15 protein-coding genes are annotated in these 16,786 nt (G+C 49.2%); 10 read left to right on the forward strand and 5 right to left on the reverse strand.

What is annotated here, in order from left to right:
- Window positions 1-156: 156 nt before the first annotated feature.
- Window positions 157-3,513 (reverse strand): TonB-dependent receptor, encoded by a 3,357-nt coding sequence (locus tag CLV60_RS13805; RefSeq protein WP_170118777.1) that lies wholly within the window; start codon window positions 3,511-3,513, stop codon window positions 157-159.
- Window positions 3,514-4,039: 526 nt separating this feature from the next.
- Between CLV60_RS13805 and CLV60_RS13810 the strand changes: the two genes are divergently transcribed.
- Window positions 4,040-4,816: an alpha/beta fold hydrolase gene (locus CLV60_RS13810; protein WP_106595958.1), complete on the forward strand. Its 777-nt coding sequence runs from the start codon at window positions 4,040-4,042 to the stop codon at window positions 4,814-4,816.
- Here the strand turns inward: CLV60_RS13810 and CLV60_RS13815 are convergent.
- A complete protein-coding gene (locus CLV60_RS13815) occupies window positions 4,809-5,240 on the reverse strand; it encodes a hypothetical protein (RefSeq protein WP_170118778.1) in 432 nt (143 codons plus the stop codon). The genes CLV60_RS13810 and CLV60_RS13815 overlap by 8 nt on opposite strands.
- Before the next feature lie 80 nt (window positions 5,241-5,320).
- On the opposite strand from CLV60_RS13815, the gene CLV60_RS13820 reads away from it, so the two are divergent.
- From CLV60_RS13820 to CLV60_RS13840, 5 genes are all read left to right on the forward strand, one after another.
- Window positions 5,321-6,025 carry an SAM-dependent methyltransferase gene (locus CLV60_RS13820; protein WP_106595959.1) on the forward strand — a complete coding sequence of 235 codons (705 nt, stop codon included), beginning with the start codon at window positions 5,321-5,323 and terminating at the stop codon, window positions 6,023-6,025.
- A gap of 90 nt (window positions 6,026-6,115) precedes the next feature.
- Complete coding sequence (locus tag CLV60_RS13825) at window positions 6,116-6,811, forward strand: hypothetical protein (protein WP_106595960.1); 696 nt, start codon at window positions 6,116-6,118, stop codon at window positions 6,809-6,811.
- Between the two features lie 50 nt (window positions 6,812-6,861).
- The gene (locus tag CLV60_RS13830) at window positions 6,862-7,500 is read left to right on the forward strand and encodes an MBL fold metallo-hydrolase (RefSeq protein ID WP_106595961.1); all 639 of its coding nucleotides are present in this window, start codon (window positions 6,862-6,864) and stop codon (window positions 7,498-7,500) included.
- A 6-nt stretch (window positions 7,501-7,506) separates the two neighbouring features.
- Window positions 7,507-8,211: a CDP-diacylglycerol--serine O-phosphatidyltransferase gene (gene pssA, locus CLV60_RS13835; RefSeq protein WP_106595962.1), complete on the forward strand. Its 705-nt coding sequence runs from the start codon at window positions 7,507-7,509 to the stop codon at window positions 8,209-8,211.
- Between the two features lie 135 nt (window positions 8,212-8,346).
- Entirely contained in the window at window positions 8,347-9,348 is a 1,002-nt protein-coding gene (locus CLV60_RS13840) for a 3-oxoacyl-ACP synthase III family protein (protein WP_106595963.1), read from the forward strand.
- 9 nt (window positions 9,349-9,357) lie between these two features.
- Here CLV60_RS13840 and CLV60_RS13845 read toward each other — a convergent pair whose 3' ends face one another.
- Window positions 9,358-9,717 carry a CoA-binding protein gene (locus CLV60_RS13845; RefSeq protein WP_106595964.1) on the reverse strand — a complete coding sequence of 120 codons (360 nt, stop codon included), beginning with the start codon at window positions 9,715-9,717 and terminating at the stop codon, window positions 9,358-9,360.
- A gap of 160 nt (window positions 9,718-9,877) precedes the next feature.
- Between CLV60_RS13845 and CLV60_RS13850 the strand changes: the two genes are divergently transcribed.
- A complete protein-coding gene (locus tag CLV60_RS13850) occupies window positions 9,878-10,450 on the forward strand; it encodes an NUMOD4 domain-containing protein (RefSeq protein ID WP_106595965.1) in 573 nt (190 codons plus the stop codon).
- Window positions 10,451-10,459: 9 nt separating this feature from the next.
- Here CLV60_RS13850 and CLV60_RS13855 read toward each other — a convergent pair whose 3' ends face one another.
- On the reverse strand, window positions 10,460-10,759 hold the full coding sequence (locus CLV60_RS13855; protein WP_090373522.1) for a HesB/IscA family protein: 300 nt from the start codon (window positions 10,757-10,759) through the stop codon (window positions 10,460-10,462).
- A 143-nt stretch (window positions 10,760-10,902) separates the two neighbouring features.
- Here CLV60_RS13855 and CLV60_RS13860 point away from each other — a divergent pair, with 143 nt between their 5' ends.
- Both CLV60_RS13860 and CLV60_RS13865 read left to right on the forward strand, forming a co-directional pair.
- Window positions 10,903-11,421, forward strand: a complete 519-nt coding sequence (locus CLV60_RS13860; RefSeq protein WP_106595966.1) for a DUF7935 family protein — start codon at window positions 10,903-10,905, stop codon at window positions 11,419-11,421.
- 206 nt (window positions 11,422-11,627) lie between these two features.
- Complete coding sequence (locus CLV60_RS13865; RefSeq protein WP_106595967.1) at window positions 11,628-14,036, forward strand: endonuclease MutS2; 2,409 nt, start codon at window positions 11,628-11,630, stop codon at window positions 14,034-14,036.
- Between the two features lie 71 nt (window positions 14,037-14,107).
- Here the strand turns inward: CLV60_RS13865 and CLV60_RS13870 are convergent, their stop codons facing one another.
- Entirely contained in the window at window positions 14,108-15,343 is a 1,236-nt protein-coding gene (locus tag CLV60_RS13870) for an MFS transporter (protein WP_106595968.1), read from the reverse strand.
- A 243-nt stretch (window positions 15,344-15,586) separates the two neighbouring features.
- On the opposite strand from CLV60_RS13870, the gene CLV60_RS13875 reads away from it, so the two are divergent.
- Window positions 15,587-16,714 carry a Gfo/Idh/MocA family protein gene (locus CLV60_RS13875; RefSeq protein WP_106595969.1) on the forward strand — a complete coding sequence of 376 codons (1,128 nt, stop codon included), beginning with the start codon at window positions 15,587-15,589 and terminating at the stop codon, window positions 16,712-16,714.
- Window positions 16,715-16,786: the final 72 nt, after the last annotated feature.

Here is a 16,786-nt window from a genome sequence, read left to right on the forward strand (position 1 = left end):
AAAGGGAGAAAGGAGGAAAAAGACCTATGGTCCAGCGTTAAGGCGCAGAGCGCCGTAAGATTTGTAGAAGGTGCAGCGCACCGTAGTAAAGGATCGATATAAACAAAACGAGCCCGCAATAATGCGGGCTCGTTGCTATTAGAAGGCTTGCTATTCCTAGTTAAAGATATAACGGATACCCAACTGGGCCTGCCAAACGTCGTTGATCGTTCTTGACTTCACGAACGCGTCACGAAGCAGAACTGTCTCGCCATTCACCACCTGCGTACCCATGCGGTAGGTAGGAACACCTTCTTTGGTTACGCTCGCGAAGTTAAGCGGGTTGGATTGTGTACTGTTTGAAGAAGCAGTTACCTGATTCGCTACACCCCATTTGTTGTTGATCATATTACCAACGTTGAAAATATCGGCACGGAGACGGATGATATTCTTCTTGTCTTTCTTGCCCACTTTCACGTAGAAATCCTGCTCCACAGTGATGTCAAAACGAGTCAGCCAAGGATAAGCACCACCATTACGCTCTGCATATTTGCCTTTTCGTTCTTTCAGATAAGGATGGTTGTCGATGTATTTCTGGAATGCCTCTGTCTGTTGCTCTGGCGAGAATGTGTAAACTTTCTTGTCAACAGTGGTAGTCAGCGTCTGGAAAGTAATGTCGGTTGCTTTGTTCGGAACAAAGATGAGGTCGTTATTCTGACCATCGCCGTTCATATCGGTTGAGCTGATGTAGGAGATTTTGGTACCGCTTGAAGATACACCACCCAATGTTACCATCGTAGCACCACCAAATTTACCACCATACTCCTTACGGTAAGAAACATAACCTACAAAACGGTGACGAACGTCATTACCTGAATAAGCCAGGTCAAGGTAGTTCAAGCCATTTACACCCGGTACGTTACCTTCTACCGTAGAAGAAACCGAAGCGATGTCCTTAGCCATACCGTAAGTATAACCTACCATTCCACCGAAACCGCGGGTAGCAGGTTTTTCGAGTTTACCAGTCAAAGAGTAAGAATATCCCTTGTTGGTGTTGGTCAGCACGTAAGTGTTTGAAACCTGGCTTGAAATCATACGCGCTGCTGTTGCCGCACTGCCGCTCAGACCGGAAGCCGGGAATCGATCGCGGGTATCAGGACCTGTAAACTGTGCGTTAGGCGCTTTCAGGTTTACGTCGATGTAGCGGAGCGAATTGTAGTTTTTGTTGAAAATACCTTCCACAGTTGCTACTACACCCCAGCCCAGCTGCTGGTCGATACCGATGTTGCTTTTCCAGATTTGTGGGAATTTCAGGTCTTCGTCCGATGCATTCACCTGATAGCCTTTCAATGGCTCGGTCAATGGCAATGGGGGGTTGTACCGGCTTGGATCCAGTGTAAATGGAAACGCAGTAGTATTGGCTCCTGCAACCGTAGCAGAGTTCACACCATTGTTACCCAACTGATTCGAAATCAACACGTAAGGAATACGGGAAAGGAACAAACCGGTTCCACCGCGAACCTGCGTGGTGCGGTCGCCTTTTACGTCCCAGTTGAAACCTACGCGTGGCGAAAGGTAAATGCGTGATTTTGGAACATTACCTGTATTCACATTATAACGGTCACCATTTGGGGATCTGAATGCAATGGTGTCTACAACGGCATTATAATACTGCTTGGAAGTATTAGGCATATTGATGTAGTCCGCGCGCAGACCGGCTGTCAGCTTGAAGTTTGGCGTAGCCTGGAATTCATCCTGTACGTACAAGCTGAAAGTCTGTGTTTTGAATGTCTGCCATGGAGCAGCGCCGCCTGGAAGCAATGAGTAGCGGTAGTTGAAACGAACGACGGTATCAGGAGCGGTTGTCAGGTTAGGGTTAGCCAGGTATGCATTCGCCGCATTCTTGAAATCCTGAATCGATTTGAACACCCAAACACCATTTGAAGTCGGGAAAAACAAGTTGTTCGACTTGAAATGCTCGTAAGACGCACCGGCAGTAAGGGTATGCTTTCCTGCGAAATAGGTCAGGTTGTCGGTGATGTTGAAAGTCGCGTAATCCAAACGGTTATTAGGTGTAAATGGATCTGAACCGATGGTGGTGTAGGTAGATCCGTCTTTCTGGATTTCGATCGTCGGGAAGATCGGCGCCTTGTATTTACGGTCTTCGATCTGTTTGTTGTAAGTAGCGATCAGGTTATTGGCAAATTTACCGCCGAAGTTCGAGTTCAATTCCGCTACGAATGAACGGGTATTGTCTTGAATGATGTAACCTGTGTTTTGCGGAGAAATAGCTGAAAGCGAGTTGGTACGGTTACCGAAACCTGCTGTGTTTGAGCTGTTGCTCTGGCTGATCAGCACGTCCGAATCCGAATCGTGGTGCGAGTAACGCAGTGTCAGCTTATGCTTGTCGCTGATGTTGTAGTCGATACGGCCGAGGAATTTCTTGCTGGTGTTCTCGTTGTTGAAGCCATCCAATGCGCCTACATTGTAACCAAACTTCTCTTGCATGAACGAAGCCAGGTCCTGCATGTCCGCGAGTGTCGTACGCGACACGTTGCTACCCGATTGTCCGCGGTTCAATACGTAATCGAGTGCGGGGCTTGAACGTTTTACAAACTCGCCATTTACGAAGAAGAACAATTTGTTCTTGATAATCGGACCGCCCAGACGGAAACCGGTTGTTTTTTCATTGAATTCAGCAACCTTGAATTCAGTACCGTCGATTTTCTTTCCTGCCAGGCTCTTGTTTTTGAAGAAGTGGAAAACCGAACCCGAGAATTCGTTGGTACCTGAGCGCGTTACCGCGTTGATACCTGCACCCGCGAAGCCCGACTGGCGTACGTCGTAAGGAGCGATGTTGATCTGTACCTCTTCGATCGCGTCCAGAGAGATCGCCGTAGAACCCGTACGACCACCTGCCTGCGCCTCGTTACCGAGACCGAAACCGTTGTTGAACACCGAACCGTCGATGGTGAAGTTGTTGTAGCGGCTATCCTGGCCACCGAAAGAGCGACCGTTGCTGTACGCATTGTACTTGGTAATGTCGTTGAGCGTACGCCCGAGTGTAGGGAGGCTCGTGATGAGGCCTTTGTTGAAAGTAGTAGCGGCACCGGTACGGTCGGAGCTGAAAATATCGCTTCCTGCACCGGTAACAATCACTTCCGCGAGGTCGGTGGTGCCGTCTTTCAGTTCGAAATTGACGTTGGCAGCCGTACCGAGGTTAGCGAAAATGTTTTCCTGAGATTGTTCATTAAAGCCTACGAAAGAGACGGTCACTTTGTAAGGACCGCCCACACGTACCGCGGGGATTGTGTAAAGCCCTTGCTCGTTGGTTACCGAGCCGTATTTTGTTCCTGATGGTTCGTGGATCGCAACGACCGTGGCGCCTGGGAGCACCTCGCCTTTGCCGTCTGCAACACGTCCCGTAATCGCTGATGAAGTAACCTGGGCTTGCGCCGCCGGTCCAAATAGAGAGAATAGAAGTGCGGTAACCGTGAGGCACACCGCCCGGAAGAGTAAACTTTTCCCGTTCATAAATTTGGTGATTTGGTTTGTAAGAATACTAGCGGATTCATTCAAGGAGGATGAATAATTGATGCAAAATAATAGCTTTTTACATTTACAAACAAAAGGCTAAATCCTACTAAAATGCAATACTAGTCTTCATAACTAGCTGATCTATTGAAATAATGCAGATTCGTGCACCAATACTTCAATATTTTTCATTTTATCAAATCATTAACAAATCCTGAGAAGGGCCAAAGGCTTTTGAAGAGCAGATTGGAGGCAGAAAAAAGATTTTTTATCTACGAAACAAGCAATTATTGTACCATGAGGTAACCGGCATTTAACAAATTGTTAAATTTTTGAAAGCCGGGATTTTTTTCCATACCGGAATTCCTTGCAACCTTTGTGCTGTAAGACGATCGACGGCCGACAACCGACCGCTGACCGCCGATCATGATTTCTTGTCGTTGGCCAACAGCGGATGACCAGAGATCGGCGGTCGACCGTCAGCTGTCGGCGGTCCTCCAACCCTATTCCAAAGTTCAACAACATTATGCAACTCAATTTCAAACAAATAGGCGAAACTGGCAAGCCCCTGATCATCCTTCACGGCGTGTTCGGCTTTCTGGACAACTGGCTTACCATCGGAAAAACGATTTCCGAACAGGGTTACCGCGTCTATCTGGTCGACCAGCGCGGCCACGGGCGCTCTCCGCACGAAGGCCCGCTCAATTTCCCGACGCTTGCAGCCGACTTGAGAGAATTCCTGGACCAACAAAATATAGAATCTCCGATCCTGATCGGGCATTCAATGGGTGGAAAAACGGTAATGGAGTACGCAGTGACTTATCCCGGCACATTCGATGCCCTGGTGGTTGTCGACATCGGCCCCAAAGCCTACCCTATTCATCATACCAAAATACTGAAAGGCCTGAATGCGATCCCCATTGATGAGATCGAAAGCCGTAACCAGGCCGATGAGCTGCTGAGTGAATATGAACCGGTATTGGGCGTGCGGCAGTTTTTGCTGAAAAACCTGTACAGAAAGGACGAGGGCGGGTTCGCGTGGCGCTTTAACCTGCCATTACTCACGACCGACATGGCTAATGTAGGCGCGCAGATCAAATCGGACAAGCCTGTGGAAACTCCGACGCTGTTCATGCGGGGAAGCAATTCCAATTATGTACTGGACGAAGATCTGGAAGGTATTCTAGACCTGTTTCCGAATGCACAACTGAAAACAATCGAAGGAGCAGGGCACTGGGTGCAGGCTGAGCAGCCGAAAGCGTTTGTCAGCACCCTGCTGGAATTTCTGAATACGGCTATCTGACGTATTTCACCCTCGGCGAGTTACACGAAGCGATAATCAGTTGATCATCACTGATCGATATCTCCCAGCTGGGGCAGGGAATGCAGTTCAGCAGCTCGCATAGCGGGTTATTAGGCAATGCGGTGCTTGGCTTCACATCGACCAGGGTGCCATTGATGATCATCGTGGCAGGTGCGCAGCACCGTGGCGTGCCGTCGGCATTAAGTACCACGCCGTCGGTTCGAAATATCAATGAATCAGATTTGGCAGCTTCGATTGGCTCCCACGTACTTTTATTATCGAGTGAGGATCTTTCGACTTCGATGGAATGCCAAATGCCCGACACCGTCGTGAAAGCAGAATTGGGCGAAAGATCATTGAAACTATCCTTTTTACAAGACAATACCCACACCAGGACCAAGGGTATGTATAATAGTCTTTTCATACTTATTAAATAATTTTATTTACTCCGTAGATTCACAATCAGCACTTTTGGTTGGAAAGAATTAAAAAAATGAGACACCTATGAACGATTCCGGGATTTCTCTGTACTTAATCCCTACAATACTGGCGGAAGGCACCCAAAACGACGTCCTTGCACCTCAGATTAAAGATGCTATACAGCACCTGGATGTTTTCTTCGTGGAAAATATCCGCACTGCCCGGCGCTTCATCAGCAGCCTGAAACTCGGCAAGGTGATCGACGAACTGACATTCATTGAACTGAACAAGGATACTCCGGAAACGGAAACAGTTGCATCGCTGCGAAGCCTTTCCAAAAGTGCCGGTGTTATATCGGAAGCGGGTTGCCCGGGCGTCGCCGACCCGGGCGCGGTGGCTGTGCGCCTTGCACACGAGCTGGGGATACGCGTGGTGCCATTGGTAGGACCATCGTCCATACTGCTGGCGCTAATGGCTTCCGGAATGAGCGGGCAGTCGTTCGCATTTCACGGTTATCTGCCGATCGATAAAGTACAGCGTAAAAAGGCATTACAAAACCTGGAAAGAAACGCGAGGCAATATCAGCAGACGCAGATATTCATGGAAACGCCTTTCCGTAACAACCAGCTGCTGGAAGCGGTGATTGAAGCATGCTCCCCCGACCTGGCATTGTGCATTGCCGCGAACGTCACTGCGCCGGACGAGCTGATCAAGACCATGCCTGTTCGGAAATGGAAGGTACAAAAGCCTGATTTGCATAAAATTCCGGCAATTTTCATCATCGGATAGGCTTTTGGTGAACGCTGTCTTAATTTTACCAGTTACAACGCATAAGGCTGTTTCCGGGTCTTTCGTTCTCTTTGCAAACTGCTATTCATTTTGAAAAAATATATTCTGATAGCCATCCTGGCTGCGGCCGGATTGTGGAGCTGTAATGAAGACAGTCTCGACGCGAGCATTACCGTCGATTCCAATTTCCAATCGGGGACAACCGGGGAAAATGGCTGGATTCCCGAATACGCCGGATACGCTTCAACAGCCGATTCGAGCCAGTTGGACACCGTGGCGGCCACGGCGCTGCTTCCGCGGGGCCTCGATACCACCCAATATGGCTTCCGGATTCTGTCGAGGTATTCCAAAGGCAATATGTTCAGTTATATCAAGAAGCGCGTCACCGGTTTCAAGCCTAACAAGCCTTATGAAATGACGCTTCAGGTCGATCTGGCAACGAAATACACAGCAAGCGCCGTGGTCGACAAGGTGACGTTCAAATCGGGCGTGTCCACCATTGAGCCTTTGACTGAGAAACTGACCTCGGGTGTATATGCATTTAACCTGGACAAGGGCACAGGCACGCAGGTGGGCAAGGATGTGCTGCTGAGCGGCAGCATTGCCAGCACCAATCTCGACACACGCTATTATACGCTATTAAGGTATTCCAATGACGGACAACCTGTTACTGTAACCACCAACAACAGTGGTGAGCTATGGTTTTACGCCGGAACCGACTCTGATTATAAGGATACCACCATATTTTACTTCGACCGCATTATAGCGCGGTTCAAAGAACTGTAAAGTGTTTTGTAAATTCGCGCCCATTCATTAATCCACATATCCCTACCGGAATGGTACAGGTCCAAACATTTGTATTTAATCCATTTTCTGAAAATACCTATCTGCTATACGACGAAACCGGCGAGGCGATCATCATTGATCCAGGCTGCTACGACCGCTCGGAAGTAAACGAACTCACGGATTTTGTGCAGCAACACGGTCTGAAACCCGTGCAGATCGTAAATACCCATGCGCATATCGACCATGTGTTGGGCGTGGCGGCGCTCAAAAGGAAATATGACATCCCGTTTGTCCTGCATAAGCTGGATGAGCCGCTTTTGAAGGCCGTCAAAACCTATGCTTCCAACTACGGCTTTTCCGCATTTGAAGAGCCTGAAATCGACGGCTTTATCAAAGAAGGCGAAACGATTGAATTTGGCAATACATCGCTCAAAATCATATTCGTACCCGGCCACGCGCCCGGCCACGTCGCATTGGTCAATGAAGCCGAAAAATTCGTGATCGGTGGCGATGTGCTGTTCCGCATGAGCATTGGTCGTACCGACCTCCCCGGCGGAGACCACGCCACATTGCTGCGCAGTATCCGGGAGCAAATGTTCACTTTGCCCGACGATTACACGGTGTACGCCGGCCATATGGAGCCTACCACCATTGGCTTTGAAAAAAGAAACAATCCCTTCTTCAAATAGCGCCCTATGATCCGTCGCAATATCCCCAATGCACTCACCTGCGGTAATTTGCTTTGCGGCTGCATTGGCGTGGTGGAAGCATTCCACAACAACCTGCTGCTATCTTGCGTACTCATCGGCGTCGCATTGATATTCGATTTTCTGGATGGCTTTATCGCCCGTCTCCTAAAAGTCACCTCCCCCATCGGACGCGACCTCGATTCATTGGCCGACGTGGTTACATTTGGAGTGCTGCCTTCAATTATCATGTACCAGCTGCTGATGCAAAGCATTCCCGATTTGTTCGGGATCTGGAAAGCCTACGCCGCATTTATCATCGCGATTTTCTCGGCAATCCGCCTCGCGAAATTCAACAACGATCCGCGCCAGTCCGATTCCTTCATAGGCGTGCCTACACCTGCGAACGCGATGCTGATCGCCTCTTTGCCGTTGATTGTCCATACGGAAAGTGAATTCTGGAAGCATATCATCATCAACACCAATAACCTGCTCATATTGAGCGCCGTCATGTCGTACGCATTGGTAATGGAGCTTCCGTTGATCGCGCTCAAATTCAAGAATTTCGGGTGGCAGGGCAACGAGGCGCGTTTCATTCTGATCGGTGTTACGGTACTGTTGCTCGCTACGCTGAAATTCCTCGCCGTTCCCGCGATACTCGTCGTTTACGTGCTTCTTTCCCTCGCCGCGAACATCACGAAAAAGCAGGCCTGAATTGGTACCGAAGACTTTTTTTTGCATTTTTGTAGTCTTTCCGGCAACGTATGTTGCTTATTATTATCATTTTAGCATTAAATCCCGTTCTTTTCTGCCTTTAACCCTCAGCAGTTTTGAACCGTCCCCACTAGCATGGCATTCTCCCGCATTACAGGCTTAGGCTTTTACGTTCCAGACAATATCATCACCAACGACGACCTTACCCAATGGATGGAAACTTCCGATGAATGGATCCGCGAGCGGACCGGCATTCAGGAGCGTCGGTATTTCGAATACGGGAAAGATACCAATTACAGCATGGCTGCCGCTGCATCCCGGCAGGCGCTGGAACGGGCCGGACTTACGCCGAACGACATAGATGTGATCGTGTACGCTACCATCACCCCCGACTATTTTTTCCCGGGCTCGGCTTTTCTGATGCAGCGCGAACTGGGTATGGATGGTAAGCCGGTGATCGATATCCGTGAGCAGTGTTCGGGGTTTGTGTATGCACTTTCCATCGCCGATCAGTTCATCAAATCGGGTATGTACAAAACCGCATTAGTAGTAGGCTCGGAAATACAGTCATCGTGGATCGACAAGAGCACCGCAGGACGTAATACTGCGGTAATTTTTGGGGATGGGGCCGGAGCCGCGGTGGTTTCCGCCACGGATGATCCCCAACACTGTATATTATCTACACACCTTCATGCCGACGGCAGGTTTGCCGAGGAGCTATTTGTAAAAGATCCGGGCAGCAGCCGCGAAGGTCGTCCGGTAAGCCAGGAGGTGATCGAAGCAGGCGGGCACAATGTATATATGAATGGCAATGCCGTTTTCAAACACGCGATTGTGCGCTTCGGCGAAGTAATTCAGGAGGCTTTGGAGGCCAATGGATATACCGCCGGCGATATCGATCTGCTCGTCCCGCACCAGGCAAATATCCGTATCAGCGACTACGTGCGCCAGCAGCTGGGCCTCTCAGAATCACAGGTAATCAACAACTTACAACGTTTCGGAAACACCACGGCAGCCTCCATTCCCATCGCCCTGACAGAAGCTTGGGAGACCGGGAAAGTGAAAGAAGGCGACCTGGTTTGCCTTGCGGCATTCGGAAGCGGATTCACTTGGGCATCAGCGCTGATCAGGTGGTAACTCGCCGGACTAGAATTGTCCGGTCGACAGCATTACCAGCGTGCACCCCTCTATTGGTATGATATTTTTATCGATTAAAATATCCTTAAATTCAGGATTCTCTGTACCAGGGTTGAAGATAACGCGTTTAGGATTTAGAGAAATGATGTAATCGTAGTATTCAGGTTGGTGGCTCGGATTGATATATAATGTGACGGTATCTACGTCTTTCCAGTCAGTTTTGTCTGTGTTGATTTCCTCTCCTAATGCAAAACCTTTCCTGCGTCCGATGAGTAAAATGGGATGACCATTGTGTCTGAGTTTCTGTGCTGCCAGGTAAGCGTATCTGGAAGGATTGGAAGTCGCTCCTATGATGAGTGTACGTTTCATGCCAAATCAATTTAATAAACAATAAGGGCTGCAAAGCAGTATCTGCAACAGCCACACACACTTTTGAAACACCAAAAGATCGTTCCCGATTCCCGCAAGGGGCCAGGACGCATGGTCAACCGTACAACGTTAAGAAACTATAATAACAGCTTTTATCAAAATGAATGAATCAAATGTAAGCCGGAGCTTCTGGAACGAAAAGTGGGCAAGAATTATATTCGACGAGATCGAGAACGCTCCCCATTACGAAGTATCCAACTACGGCAGGTTGAAAAGTTTCCAAAACAACCCCAAAGAAGGTGTCGTAATCAAAGGCTCAGTCATTCAAGGATATAGATCATTGAATATCCGTGTAGCAGGTGGCAAAACCATCAACCGCTATGTACATAAACTTGTTGCTGAGCATTTTGCGGAAAAGCCGGATGCCGATCATAACTTCGTGATCCACCTCGATTTCGATAAGCAGAACAATCACTACGAAAACCTGAAATGGGTTACAAAAGCGGAAATGATCGACCATAACCGTGAAAACCCTGCGTTCATCAACCGGGTAATCCCTCGGCGTACCAAAAATTACAAGCTGACGGAAAGCAAAGTGCGGATCATCAAGAAGCTTTTGAAAAACGATAATAACCGTTTAAAAATGATCGCGAAACAGTTCGGGATTACGCACACACAGCTCAATCGGATTCGTTCGGGAGAGAACTGGAAGCATGTAACCGTTGAAGATTGATCAAAATACTTATTTGAGTTTTTCAGCGGCGGAAACCGTATAACCGCTGCCGTTCGCCCCCTCTTCAAAGTCCACCGACACGCCGATCACGTACATCAGATGGCGCTTGTCTATCAGTACCTTAATTCCCTCGATAAGGTATGTCTGGTCATGCTCTGTGGCTGTGTCGAACCCCAGCAGAAAAGATCCGCTGCACGCACCCCCTCTTAACCCTACCCGGAGTCCGTAGGTATCCGGAATTTTATTGGCTTCCAGTGTCGTCCTGATTTCCAGCCTTGCTGCTTCGGTCAATTGAATCGGGTTATCCATTCCTGCTTGTTATTCTTGATTGCGATAAACCAGTTAACGCAAACTACCACTGTTCCATTCGCGTTTTGAAATAAATATCTGCCAAATGCAGCTAATCCTTTAATTTTGTGCCTCATTTTGGCATAAAATTACAATTTCACACCATGGAATATATCTGGATATTGACAATTCTGGTACTCGGCGTCATCGTGACATTCGGCATTTACCTCACTATTACGACCGTCGCCAACAAGATATTTGAGAAACAGCGCTGGGATATCCGCAGTAAAAATATCGAGATCACATTGCCCCTACGCTTGCAGGCATACGAGCGTATGTGCCTGTTTCTGGAACGTATTACCCCTAATAACCTGTTACTTCGGTTGGTACCTTCGGCGATAAGTGCGCTGGAACTCCAACAGATCATCCTGCACGAAATCCGGGAGGAATACAACCACAACGTGGCACAACAGCTTTACGTAAGTACCCATGTCTGGGAACAAATCGTAAATGCGATGAACGAAACTGTGGCGATTGTGAACCAGGCTGCGGCAGAAGTCAGCGCCGATGCCCCGGCAGCAGACCTCGCCAAGAAAGTTTTTTCGCACGTGATCGAGAAGGAAGTCCAGCCATCGACGCACGCGTTGAAGGTTTTGAAAGAGGAGATTCGAAATATTTTCTGACCGCCGACCGCTGACCGCTGACGACCGACCGCCGACTGCTTGATGGTTGTCGACCGCACCTAGTGCTAGCGTAGATCTGATTCAATAGCAATCAAAAAACAGAAAAACCAATCGGCGGTCAGCGGTCGGCCGTCAGCGGTCAAAATTTAACATCAACAATATCCCAAACCGGCCACTCCAAAACGGCCGGCGACCAACATAACAAAATGCTTTACCCCAATACATTAGAACAAAAACTGGGATTCGACAAGCTGAGGGAACGATTGAAAGAGCTTTGTATCAGCTCTCTGGGTCAGAACTATGTCGAGAAGATCCGGTTTTCTGAAAACTTCGGCATGGTCGAGAAGCTCGTGAGCCAGACCGCCGAAATGCAGCGTATACTCGAACTGGGCGAGAATTTCCCTTCTCAAAATTACATCGATGCCACGCCCTATTTGAAACGGGCTTCCATAGAAGGCATGCTGCTGACGCAGCCTGAGTTTTCGGATTTAAAAGTATCATTGCTTACAATCCGCCTTTGCCTACGCTTTTTCGAAAGCCAGGAAGCCGATGCATTCCCCATTCTGGGTGAATATGCCAAAACAATCAAGGTAGAGAAGGCAGTTACCGACGTGATCGACCGCATTATCGACGATCGTGGTCAGATCCGCGATTCGGCCTCGTCCGAACTGTCGCGCATTCGCAAGCGATTGATCTCCGAGCAGGCCGGTATCCGTAAAAAGCTGGATACGATCTTGAAATCGGCCCGGAGCAATGGCTGGATAAGTGATGACGTCTCATTGACCGTCCGTAACGGTCGTATGGTTATTCCCGTGGCCGCCGAACATAAGCGGAAGCTGCGCGGGTTTATCCACGACGAATCAGCCACAGGCCAAACCGTTTTCATCGAACCTACCGATGTTTTTGAATCCAACAATGAAATCCGCGAGCTCGAATATGAAGAGCGCCGGGAGATCAACCGCATTCTCCTCGAACTAACGGCCTATATCCGCCCGTTCGTACCCGATTTGCAAAAGGCCTACGGCTTCCTGGGTTTAATGGATTTCCTGCGTGCGAAAGCCCGACTAGCCGGTGAAATGGGCGCCATTAACCCACCGTTTGAAAACCGCCAGTTTATCGATTGGCGTGAGGCAAGGCATCCGTTGCTGCATTTGTCGTTCCAGAAGCAAGGCAAGAAGGTAATCCCGCTGAATATCGAATTGCAGGAAAAGCAACGCATCCTCATCGTTTCAGGGCCTAATGCGGGTGGTAAGTCGGTCGCGCTGAAAACCGTGGGGCTGATCCAGTATATGTTCCAATGCGGCTTGCTTGTACCTATGTTAGAAGGCTCCTCGATGGGCTTTTTCCAGAATATCTTCATCGATATCGGGGATGAGCAGTCGCTGGAAAACGACCTGAGTACATACAGTTCGCATTTGACCAACATGCGGCATTTCCTTTCGATGGCCAACAAAAGGACGCTGTTCCTGATCGACGAGTTCGGTACCGGTACCGAGCCGGGCCTGGGCGGCGCCATCGCAGAAGCTATTCTCGAAAACCTGACTAAATCGGGCGCTTTCGGAATGATTAACACGCATTATACCAATCTGAAAGTACTAGCGGATAAAACCGAGGGTCTTGTGAACGGGGCCATGCGTTTCGATGGCGAGCATCTTGAACCGCTTTATCAACTGGAAATTGGCCGGCCGGGTAGTTCGTTTGCATTTGAGATTGCTTCCAAAATCGGGTTACCGAAAGCGGTAGTGGCGCGGGCAAAAGAAAAGCTGGGCACGCAGCAGGTCAATTTTGAAAAATTGCTGAAAGAACTCGATATCGAACGGCGCGTATTTGCGGAAAAAAATATCGAGATAGGCATCAAAGAGCGGAAGCTAACGAAGCAGGTGGCCGATTATACGGCATTGAAGGAAAAGCTCGATAACAACGAGAAGAAGATCGTCAATGAGGCCAAGCAAAAGGCTAAAAACTTGCTTGCGGATGCGAATCAGCTCATCGAGAATACTATCCGGGAAATCAAGGAAAATAAGGCTGAAAAGGAAAAAACCAAGACGGTACGGACTACGCTTGAAAATTTTGGTAAAAACAACCTGAAACTGGCGGAAGTAACCGAAACGCAGCCCGTAGAAGAGGAATACGAACCGGAAGGCGGCGATATTACGCCAGGCAGCTATGTCCGCATCAGCGGGCAAACCGCTATTGGTGAAGTACTTTCGATCAAGGGCAAAGACGCTGAGATCCGCATCGGCGACCTGAAATCGAATGTCAAGTTGAACCGCCTGGAAAAAGTTTCGCGTAAAACCTATCGCGCGGCGACCGGTGAAAAAGGGCTGAAAACAACTTCCAAAGGTGTGGATATGAATGAGCGGATGCTCAATTTCAGTTTCAACCTCGATATGCGCGGTAAACGCGGCGAGGAGGCATTGGGAATGGTGGATCAGTTTATGGACAATGCGATTATGCTAGGGTATGACGAACTGCGCATTGTACACGGCAAGGGCGACGGCATCCTGCGTACGCTCGTGCGCAACCACCTGCGCGGATACAAGCAGGTAGCGGGCATGTACGACGAGCATGCAGACCGCGGAGGCGCGGGCGTGACGATCGTGAAGCTGCGCTAGTGCCTCTGAAATACTACTCATACAAAAAGGGCGCCTCATCAGCGCCCTTTTTGTATGATATTTTCAAGCTATCAGTGAACCGCTGCCGAAGAAGTAGCTACTGTTTTGCGTCCTTTCATCCAGAAATACAGGATACCGAATGCAACGATCAGCAATGCGGGGAACATCACCATCGTGCTCAGCGTCGCCTGACCTGCCGCCAGCTCCATTTCGTCGCCGGTAAGACCTGCCGCCATTTTCTCGGCTTTGGCATCATCCAGCCATTTACCAATTACCGGCTGCCAGATCGCCGTCGAGAACATTCCGATACCACCGACGATCGACATGCCCAATGCACCGCTCAAAGGCACGTTTTGAGCCACGAAACCGATCATGGTTGGCCAGAACAACGCCACGCCCATTGCGAAGATCACAGCCGCCGCATAAGCCGCAGGCCCAGTAACCGTGCTGAACAGGTAAATACCAGCTGCCGCGAGGATTGAAGAACCCCAAAGGATACCCGTTTGGCCTAATGCTGCTACGATCGGGTGTGCGAAGAACCGCGTAATCGCCATCAAGCCGGTTACCAATGCAAGGATCAACATCGGACTTGCACCGCTCTTGCTCATGATCAAGCCTGTCCATTGCTGCGGACCGAATTCGCTGATAGCAGTGAATGCCATACAAACGAAAATGAATAGGAACAATGGCGTAAACATCGCTTTCACGTTTTCGCCGATTGACGTCACACCGTCAACATGCGGCTTAGGAAACGCCTGTCCCCAGAAAAGGAATGCATAAATGATAGTAGGGATCAAAATAACCCAGATTTGCGCCTGCCAGCCCATGTTGGAGTCGGTCATGAATTTCGAGATCAACGAACCCACTACGATACCGCCTGGAAACCACATGTGGAAGCGGTTGAGCATTTTGCTCATCTGCAAACCTTCATAAGAATCTGCGATCATAGGGTTACAAGCAGCCTCGGTACAGCCATTACCTACCCCGATGAGGAATGTGGAGATCAGAAGGCCTGTGTAGCCACCAGAATAAATCGTCATAATAATACCAATCGCGTGACAAACGAATGCCACCTGCATGATCGTTTTCGGGCCGATGGTGTGGTACACGAGCCCTCCGATGATCATCGCGAGCGGAAACCCGAAGAACCACATCGAGTTGATAAAGCCCAGTTGCTCGGCGGTGAGGTTGAACTCGGTGCCCAGCTGGGGCAGAATCCCTGCACGGATACTGAATGAGAATGCAGTGGTTATGAGCGCAAAACAACTTGCATTGAAGAGCCTTCCGCTGTTAACTGATTGGGACATGTGACTAAATGGGTTTGATTATTTGAATTAGATGATTGATTTCGGGATACTGATTTTATTCAAAGATTTTCACAAAAAAAACAAACTCCGGGGAATTCTACTGCTTTTCACTATTCCTAAGCAATGTTTTTTATGTCTTAAATTTATATTTGTAGGAAGTAAGAGTCTCTTCGAAGGCTCTTTCTTATCTGTATAATCTATTTCAAAAACCTTAAACCAACTGGAATGTCAAGAAAGATCAGAATGGGCATGGTAGGCGGATCCCTGGATGCATTTATTGGTGGGGTCCATCGCCGTGCAGCGATCATGGATGGAGAAATTGAGCTGGTTTGCGGAGTTTTCAGCTCCGATCCTGCCAAGTCTAAGGAAACCGGAAAAGCGCTATATCTGCCTGAAAACAGGGTTTATAACGACTTTGAGGAGATGATCCTGAAAGAAAAACAGCTTCCGGAAGGAGAACGCATGGATTTTGTTGCCATCGTTACACCGAACCACGTACACGCCGCGCCTACCAGGCTTGCGCTGGAAAACGGCTTCCATGTCGTTTGTGATAAACCGATTACACTCAATACCGAAGAAGCCGAAGAGATCGTGGCCGTGGTTGAAAAAACCGGTCTGGTCTTCTGCCTCACGCATAACTACACCGGATACCCTATGGTAAAGGAGGCGCGCCAGATGATCGCCTCGGGTGCCATTGGAGAAGTAAGGAAGGTCATTGTGGAATATCCGCAGGGCTGGCTGGCTACATTGGTGGAAGTGACCGGCAACAAACAGGCCGCCTGGCGCACCGATCCGAAGCGTTCGGGAGCGGCCGGAGGTCTGGGCGACATCGGCACACACGCCGAAAACCTGGCCGAATATATCACCGGGCTCAAAATCACCCAGATTTGCGCCGACCTTACAATATTTGTGGAAGGCCGTTTGCTGGATGATGATGCCAATATTCTACTCCGCTTTAATAACGGCGCCAAAGGTATCCTGCAAAACAGCCAGATCGCCAATGGGGAGGAAAATGACCTCAATATCCGTGTCTACGGCGAAACGGGCGGATTGCAATGGAAGCAGATGGAGCCTAATACGCTGATTCACAAAACCAACCAGGGCACACGCATTATCCGCACGGGCGTGGGCAACCTGTCCAAAGCCGCACAGGTGCATACCCGCATCCCCGCCGGCCACCCCGAGGGCTATTTCGAAGCCTTCGCCAACCTCTACCGCAACTTCGCCATTCACGTGAGGGCTTACTGGGAAGGTAAAAAGGCCGATCCTGTGTACGATTTCCCTTCGGCTCAGGATGGTTTGAGGGGTATGAAGTTCATCGACGCCGTCATTGCTTCCAACAAGACGGAGACGAAATGGACCGATTTCTGATCCTGAATACGCAATTCAATTACTGTACATCTCAATTTAACCCGCGAGAGCGGACTGTTTTTCACCAATCAT

The sequence above is a fragment of the Dyadobacter jiangsuensis genome (assembly GCF_003014695.1).
Lineage (GTDB): Bacteria > Bacteroidota > Bacteroidia > Cytophagales > Spirosomataceae > Dyadobacter > Dyadobacter jiangsuensis.

Coding starts and splice junctions, on each gene's coding strand:
- CLV60_RS13805 (WP_170118777.1), bottom strand. CDS start 3,513: ATGAACGGGAAAAGTTTACTCTTCCGGGCGGTGTGCCTCACGGTTACC.
- CLV60_RS13810 (WP_106595958.1), top strand. CDS start 4,040: ATGCAACTCAATTTCAAACAAATAGGCGAAACTGGCAAGCCCCTGATC.
- CLV60_RS13815 (WP_170118778.1), bottom strand. CDS start 5,240: ATGAAAAGACTATTATACATACCCTTGGTCCTGGTGTGGGTATTGTCT.
- CLV60_RS13820 (WP_106595959.1), top strand. CDS start 5,321: ATGAACGATTCCGGGATTTCTCTGTACTTAATCCCTACAATACTGGCG.
- CLV60_RS13830 (WP_106595961.1), top strand. CDS start 6,862: ATGGTACAGGTCCAAACATTTGTATTTAATCCATTTTCTGAAAATACC.
- pssA (WP_106595962.1), top strand. CDS start 7,507: ATGATCCGTCGCAATATCCCCAATGCACTCACCTGCGGTAATTTGCTT.
- CLV60_RS13840 (WP_106595963.1), top strand. CDS start 8,347: ATGGCATTCTCCCGCATTACAGGCTTAGGCTTTTACGTTCCAGACAAT.
- CLV60_RS13845 (WP_106595964.1), bottom strand. CDS start 9,717: ATGAAACGTACACTCATCATAGGAGCGACTTCCAATCCTTCCAGATAC.
- CLV60_RS13850 (WP_106595965.1), top strand. CDS start 9,878: ATGAATGAATCAAATGTAAGCCGGAGCTTCTGGAACGAAAAGTGGGCA.
- CLV60_RS13855 (WP_090373522.1), bottom strand. CDS start 10,759: ATGGATAACCCGATTCAATTGACCGAAGCAGCAAGGCTGGAAATCAGG.
- CLV60_RS13860 (WP_106595966.1), top strand. CDS start 10,903: ATGGAATATATCTGGATATTGACAATTCTGGTACTCGGCGTCATCGTG.
- CLV60_RS13865 (WP_106595967.1), top strand. CDS start 11,628: ATGCTTTACCCCAATACATTAGAACAAAAACTGGGATTCGACAAGCTG.
- CLV60_RS13870 (WP_106595968.1), bottom strand. CDS start 15,343: ATGTCCCAATCAGTTAACAGCGGAAGGCTCTTCAATGCAAGTTGTTTT.
- CLV60_RS13875 (WP_106595969.1), top strand. CDS start 15,587: ATGGGCATGGTAGGCGGATCCCTGGATGCATTTATTGGTGGGGTCCAT.